The sequence below is a fragment of the Streptococcus acidominimus genome (assembly GCF_001921825.1).
In the GTDB taxonomy this organism is placed as follows: Bacteria; Bacillota; Bacilli; order Lactobacillales; family Streptococcaceae; genus Streptococcus; species Streptococcus acidominimus.
Window position 1 is genome coordinate 1 of record NZ_MSJL01000065.1, and the last position, 7917, is coordinate 7917.

General features: G+C 45.3%; 3 protein-coding genes. 2 read left to right on the forward strand and 1 reads right to left on the reverse strand.

From position 1 onward, the window contains the following. A partial coding sequence (locus tag BU200_RS09640) for a transposase family protein (protein WP_142237021.1) occupies nucleotides 1–224 on the forward strand: 224 nt, incomplete at its 5' end. Nucleotides 225–259: 35 nt separating this feature from the next. Beyond that, complete coding sequence (locus BU200_RS09645; protein WP_075099940.1) at nucleotides 260–6217, forward strand: endo-alpha-N-acetylgalactosaminidase family protein; 5958 nt, start codon at nucleotides 260–262, stop codon at nucleotides 6215–6217. Between the two features lie 335 nt (nucleotides 6218–6552). On the opposite strand, the gene BU200_RS09650 is transcribed toward BU200_RS09645, so the two are convergent. Beyond that, the coding region (locus BU200_RS09650; protein WP_142237045.1) for a DUF1542 domain-containing protein at nucleotides 6553–7917 on the reverse strand (1365 nt) is incomplete at its 5' end.

Consider the following 7917-nt stretch of genomic DNA (forward strand, 5'->3'; position numbering starts at 1 on the left):
ATGAAAATAGCTTTATTCCAGCTAAGAACTCAAAACATCACAGATTGACGGAAGAGGAAAAGCAACTAAATCGTGAGATGGCAGCGATTCGTATCCAAATTGAGCATTTCAATGCGAAGTTTAAGACGTTTCAAATCATGAAACAAGACTATCGTGGTCGGAGAAAACGTTTTGAAATACGTGCTGAGTTAATTTGTGGGATTATTAATTTTGAAACCAAGTAGTTACCGAACAAGTCTATTATATAAAGGAGTTTAGAATGAAAAGCAATTTTTTTGATCGGCAGACACGGTACAGCATCCGTAAGTTCTCACTCGGCATCTGCTCTGTCCTAATTGGATTCTCTTTCCTTGGACATTCCGTTGCTGCAGAAGAAATTACCGCCAGTGCTGAAACAACTGCGAGTCATAATTTCCCAGACGGTGGAGGCGAAAGCGAGAGTACTCCACCTCCTATCGAAGAAGAGTCTACAAGATCAGAGGGAGCAACACCCCCTAGTCAACCAGAAGAAGCAGGACAACCTGCAACTGACCTACCTGCTGCTCCTGAAAACACCCCTGAAGAAGGATCTACTAGCTCTACTAATGACGAACAGCCTACGAATACCGAGAATAGAGCTAGCAGTGATGAACAACCCACTAATCCAGAAGATAGAGCAAGTGCTGGTGAGCAACCTACCACTCCAGAAAATGGGGCAAGTACCGGTGAACAGCCGGTAGCGTCCAGTAAACCAGAGTGGCGAACGCTTGAAAATACCAATCATCAAGGCCGAGTAGAAGTTGTCGAGCAAGAAGGCAAACGCTACTATGCCCTCTCTTCAACTGCTGATAATGATAATGGCAATCGAGTGGCTCTTTTTGAAAAAGAAGGCTTGACCTTTGATGAAAACGGGAACGCTTCTGTCAATATCAACTTTGTTGAAGGTTCAGAAAATAATCAAGGGCGCTTCGGGGTCTTCCTCAAATTTAAAGATCCTCAAAGCAATATTTTTGTCGGCTACGATAGTATCGGCTGGTTCTGGGAGCATAAGGCTTCTGGAGAGGGGAATAGTCTTTGGTACTCTGGATCTCGTGTTGCTGCACCTCAAAAAGGTAGCAAGAATGAATTGCAAATCACCCTCAAGGCTGACGGTCAGCTAAATGCGACCAACAATGGCGATAAACTCTTTGATACTATTGTCCTCCCTGCTGCTGTGATGCAACAGCTCACCGAATACAAAAATATCCTATTGAAAGCAGGTTCTTATGGTAATGAGAAAACGAGGATACTCGTTTTAGCAGATGATCAAGAGGGAGTACGACCACCAGAAGAAACAGATAAGGAGACGGGACCTGCTGCTAATGATAGTACTATCGTCTACGATCAAATTGAATCAAGTATTCTGCGCGCCATTATTGACACCTCTTTTCCACGGATTAAAGAGTATCATCTAAACGGCAATACCCTTACAGGACAGGTCAAGGCTATCAATCAGCTTCGGATCAATTCCCATATCGTCACTCCGACAGTTACCTATAACAAGATTGATGCAACAACAGCGGAGTACCTACTCCAAGTCCGTGACGAAGCTAACTTTATCAATGCAGACTTAACAGTTCAGCTCAAGGTCGTTGACAACCAGCTGCACTTTGATGTCACCAAGGTCACCAACCACTACGAAGTAACACCGGGAGAAGCCATTGACGACACCCGTAAACTCCTCTCCTCTATCGACTTTATTGGCAATACACTGGTCTCCGTATCTAGTAAGCAAAATCAAGCTAAATTTGATGGAGCAACCATGTCTAATAATACCCATGTTTCTGGTGACCACCATATCGACGTTACGAATCCAATGCCAGATTTCTCTAACGGTTACATGTATGGCTTTGTTTCCTCTGACAAGCTAGCTGCTGGGGTTTGGAGCAACTCCCAATATAGCTACGGAGGAGGATCAAGAGACTTTACCCGCTTGACCGCTTTCAAGCAAACAGTCGGTGATGTCAATTATGTCGGTATCCAAAGTTCCCCTTGGCAATGGCAGGGAGCTCACAGAAACATTGTCTACCCTGCCTACACCTTGGAATTGCCAAGTGCTAAGGTCATCATCACAGAAGATGCTAACAAGGATAATGTCGTCGATTGGCAGGACGGGGCAATCGCCTACCGCCAAATTATGAACAATCCCAAAGGTTGGGAAGGGGTCAAAGATATTGTTGCCTATCGGATTGCTATGAACTTCGGTTCCCAAGCTCAAAACCCATTTTTAATGACGCTTGACGGTATTAAAAAGATCGCCCTCCACACCGACGGTCTCGGACAAGGTATTCTACTAAAAGGATACGGTAGCGAGGGGCACGACTCTGGTCACCTCAATTATGCAGATATTGGAAAGAGAATTGGAGGCGCCGAGGACTTCAAGACCCTGATTGAAAAGTCCAAGGCTTATGGAGCAAAACTGGGAATCCACGTCAATGCTTCAGAAACCTATCCTGAATCGAAGTACTTTAATGAAGAAATTCTTCGAAAGAATGCAGATGGTAGCTATAACTATGGCTGGAACTGGATCGACCAAGGAATCAATATCGATGCAGCTTATGACTTGGCTCACGGTCGTAGAAAACGTTGGGAGGATCTCAAGGAAGTCCTCGGTGAAGGTCTAGACTTTATCTATGTTGATGTCTGGGGCAACGGTCAGTCCGGTGATAATGGCGCCTGGGCAACCCACGTTCTCGCTAAGGAGATCATGGATCAAGGCTGGCGATTCGCCATTGAGTGGGGACACGGAGGTGAATACGACTCCACTTTCCAACACTGGGCAGCTGACCTTACTTACGGTGGCTATGCCAATAAGGGAATCAACAGCAGTATCACTCGCTTCATCCGCAATCATCAGAAAGATGCCTGGATTGGAGACTATCCTTCTTACGGAGGAGCCGCTAACTACCCACTCCTAGGTGGTTATAGCATGAAAGACTTTGAGGGTTGGCAAGGTCGCAGTGACTACAATGGTTATGTGACCAATCTCTTCGCCCATGATGTCATGACCAAGTATATCCAACACTTTAATGTGATGAGCTGGAAGAATGGTACTCCTGTCAGCATGAACGACAATGGTGGTAGCTACCGTTGGACTCCAGAAATGGAAATCGGCTTAGTGGATAAGGATAATAATAGCCTTCTCTTAACCCGTAAATCGAATGATATTACCAGCCCTCTCTATCGCCAGCGGACTGCACACTTGAACGGTCGTCTGATCCAAGACGGCTCTGCCTACCTCCTCCCTTGGAACTGGGATGCTAATGGTCAGTCTCTTGAAAACGCCAAGCAAAAAATGTATTACTTCAATACTCAGACAGGGGCAACGACTTGGGCCTTACCAGATGACTGGCAGGGAGAGCACGTTTATCTCTATAAGCTCACTGACCTCGGTAAGGTGGAAGAAACCTTGATTCCAATTCAAAACGGTAGCATTACCCTTAACCTTGATGCCAACCAACCCTATGTCCTCTATCGCAGTCCCCAAACCAATCCAGAAATGTCTTGGAGCGACGGCATGCATATCTATGACCAAGGCTTTAACAGCGGTAGCCTTGACCATTGGCAAAAGACAGGTGATACAGCTAACAGCACCAGTATCGTCAAGTCACAAGGAGCCAACGATATGCTCCGCATAACGGATAATAGTGAACGCGTCACCCTCAGTCAGGTCTTGACTGATTTGAAGCCAAATACCCGCTACGCTGCCTATGTCGGTGTTGATAACCGCAGCCAAGCGCTGGCTGGTATCACTGTTCACACAGGAAGCAAGGAGATCACCAATCAGACCGGTCAATCCATTGCTAAAAACTATGTCAAGGCTTACGCCCATAATACACTTGAAAAGAATGCGACCGTCAATAATAGCAGTTACTTCCAAAATATGTATGTGTTCTTCACCACTGGTGATGATGTCTCCAATGTCCGTCTCACTCTCTCACGTGAAAAAGGCAGTGGGGCAACCTATTTTGATGAAATCCGGATATTTGAAAATAGTTCCCAGATGTACGGCGACCAGCATGATACAGCAACGGGTATCTTCAGACAGGACTTTGAAAATGTCGGTCAAGGTATCTTCCCATTTGTTATCGGTGATGTAGAGTATGTTGAGGACAACCGAACTCACCTGTCCGAAAAACATGAACCATATACTCAAAGAGGCTGGAACGATAAGAAGATTTCAGACGTTATCGAAGGTGATTGGTCACTGAAAACCAACGGCTTAGTCGGTAGACAGGCCCTAATTTACCAAACCATTCCACAAAACTTTAAATTTGAATCAGGCAAAACCTATCGGGTCACTTTCGACTATGAAGCGGGATCAAACGGTACCTATGCCTTTGCGATTGGTGATGGTGAAATCACTACCAAAAGAAATGAGCAAGGGCAGTACTATAAAGATATGAGTAAGGTACAGCTCCACGGTCTGGAAAATTCATGGGAAAATTCCGATCGTGCCAAGACGGTTTCCTTTATCCTAACTGGGTCAGAGTCTGGTCAGTCCTGGATTGGCATTTACTCCACCTCCCAATCAGGCGACACCAAGGGGGATACAGGTAATGTGGCTAACTTCCGCGGTTACAATGACTTTATCCTCGATCGCCTCCAAATTGAAGAAATCGAAATGACTGGTAAGCTCTTTGTTGAACAGGCACTCAACACCTATCTGCCAATTCTAGCAATGCCACAGTATACCCAAGACTCCTTGACACCTTTGAAAGAAGCTGTTTATCACCTCTTTGTTGCTCCGGATGACATCAGTATCGAAGATGCCCAAGCCCTTATTCAAGTAGCACAGCAATTGAGAAACGAACTTGTTGAAAAACGGCAAAAACTGACTGCCGACGATTTTGAATCTCTTACTGCTCCTGCCCAACCAGGTGAAGAACTTCGCTATGCCTTCGACAACGATCCAAGCAGTCTTTGGCATACTCCTTGGGGAGAAAGTCACATTGGAGAACCTGCGATTATCGTCCTAAGGGAAGCTCAAGATATTACTGGATTCAAGTATCAGCCACGTACATCTGGAAGCAATGGTATCCTAAAAAATATCACTCTCACTATTCTGGATGAGGCTGGTGTAGAGCACCACTTCTCAGCCAATAATTGGCCAGAAAACTCTGCTGAAAAGAGCATCTCTTTCGGCAAGACCATCCGAGCGAAGCGAATTACCCTAACAGGTACCAGCTCCTACGGTGAGGGAGGTGATAAGTATCAATCTGCTGCTGAACTCATCTTTACCACTCCAGAAATCGAAGAAAAAGCATTGGATTGGACTGCCTATACTCAAGCTGTAAGCAGAATTGAGGCTTTCACTTCTCCAACTCTAACTACTGCTCTAAGTAACATCAAGGAGCAGGTAAAAGCCTTAGATGACAACCATCTTCTGACCCAGAATCTACTCCAATCACTGGCAGATTATCTCAACACCTTTGATCAACGTGAGGAACGACAAGTAGTGCCTATTGCCTTTGAAACGATCCGCCGAGACAACCCTAGCTTGGCTATTGGAACAGAAAAGCTGATTCAAGCTGGTCAAGCTGGTGAGAGAACAATCGTCAAACAGATTGTCCGCTTTGAGGATCAAGAGTTTGAAACAGTGATTTCAGACAGTGTCACTAAGGAGGCAGTAAACCATATTATTGAAATTGGAAGCAAGCGTATCGGACAAGTTCTAGGTGAGGGAACAAAGCAACCAGAATTACCAATAGTTCCAATAAAAACACATGAAGTGAAGGAACTACTGCCTATCGCTTTTGAAACCGTCTATCGCAACAATCCAAACCTGCCAATAGGCGTGAAAAGGATCATTCAAAAAGGCGAAGAGGGAAGTCGTATCATCACTAAGCAGCTGATTACTGTCGGTGAACATACCCTTGAAAAGATCCTCTCTGATACGATTATCAAAGAGGCACACATTCAAATTATTGAGCTAGGTAGCAAGGTAGAGGAAGCGGATAAGGATAAGGATAAGGATAAGGATAAGGATAAGCTCGGGTATAAGGACGATAAAGAGCCTAAAATAGATAATCTGACAACTTCTCCACTCCTTATAAGTAATGATAAGGACAAGCAGGAAAGCAACCACAAGGCATTACCAGCTACCAATTCTACTGCTGAAACCGCAACTACTACTTTCGGATTGGCTACTCTCCTCGCCACCTTTAGCATAGTAGCTCCGAAGAAAAAAGCAGAATGAAGCGTCATAAAATCAAAAGGCAACTGACTATGAACTAGGAGTTGGGTAAAAAACGCAGATGTTCTAGCTAATAAAAGAAAGCTCCCTTTAGAGGACGTATCTGTTCCAGTTTCAACTGGTGACAGATATGAATTTCCTAGGGGAGCTTTCTGTTTTTGGGCTCTATAAAAATCAAAATCTGACTAGGCAACGAAACCGCAGGTAGAACTGAAGTTCAGCAAGGCGAGTTAACGACGTCAGATTTTAATTTTTGACGAGTATAAAAGTAAAAGGATACCAAATTCAATCGTTTTGGTATCCTTTTTTTGTGCCATAGCTTAAAGGCTAGTCATGAACTATTCTTCCTCCTGCTTCTTACGCGCTAATGATAAGAGAGCAAGTAGCAATAGGAGTTCACCTAGAAGAGTTGTTGAAGCTGAAATTTTCTCTCCTGTCTTCGGTAATGACTTGGTTGTACTTGCTGCTACCGGATTAACTGCGGCAATCGCTACTAGCCCTTTTTCAAGAGCCAAAGCGACTCCAGCATTATCTCCTGCTTCGTCAATTGCAGCTTTGGCAACAATGGCTAGAGCATCCACCTCTGCCTTAGCAGCTGCTTTCTCCTCTGCTGTGAGATCGCTTCGGGCATCAATTTCTCGCTTCTTAGCTTCCGCAGCACGGTCAATCGCAGCTTTGGCTGTGTCCTTAGCGGTCGCCGGAGGATTGATGGCAGTAATACTATCTACTCCTGCTGTCTTAGCTGTTTCTACTGCTTCGTTAGTGGTTGCTGCATCAATAGCTGCCTTAGCATCATTTGCCTTGGTATCTACATCTGCCTTAGCAGCTGCTTTCTCCTCGTCCGTCAAGTCTTGGCGGTTGTCAATCTCCTGCTTCTTAGCTGCGGCAGCGGTATCAATCGCTGACTTAGCTGTGTCCTTAGCAGTTGCTGGTGGGTTAATAGCACTGATACTATCTACTCCTGCTGTCTTAGCTGTTTCTACGCCAGCATCTGTTGTGGCGCTGTCGATAGATGCCTTAGCATCATTTGCCTTGGTATCTACATCTGACTTAGCGGCTGCTTTCTCCTCGTCCGTCAAGTCTTGACGGTTGTCAATCTCCTGCTTCTTGGCTGCGGCAGCGGTATCAATCGCTGATTTGGCTGTGTCCTTAGCAGTTGCTGGTGGGTTGATAGCACTGATACTATCTACTCCTGCTGTCTTAGCTGTTTCTACTGCTTCGTTAGTGGTTGCTGCATCAATAGCTGATTTAGCTTCACTTGCCTTGGTATCTACATCTGCCTTAGCGGCTGCTTTCTCCTCGTCCGTCAAGTCTTGGCGGTTGTCAATTTCTTGCTTCTTGGCTGCGGCAGCGGTATCAATCGCTGATTTGGCTGTGTCCTTAGCAGTTGCTGGTGGGTTGATAGCACTGATACTATCTACTCCTGCTGTCTTAGCTGTTTCTACGCCAGCATCTGTTGTAGCGCTGTCGATAGCTGATTTAGCTTCACTTGCCTTGGTATCTACATCTGACTTAGCAGCTGCCTTTTCCTCGTCCGTCAAGTCTTGGCGATTATCAATTGCTTGCTTCTTAGCTTCGGCAGCGGTATCAATCGCTGTCTTAGCGGTATCCTTAGCAGTTGCTGGTGGATTAACTGAAGAAATTGATTCTGTGCCTGCTGTCTTAGCTGTTTCTACTGCTTCGTTAGTGGTTGCTGCATCAAT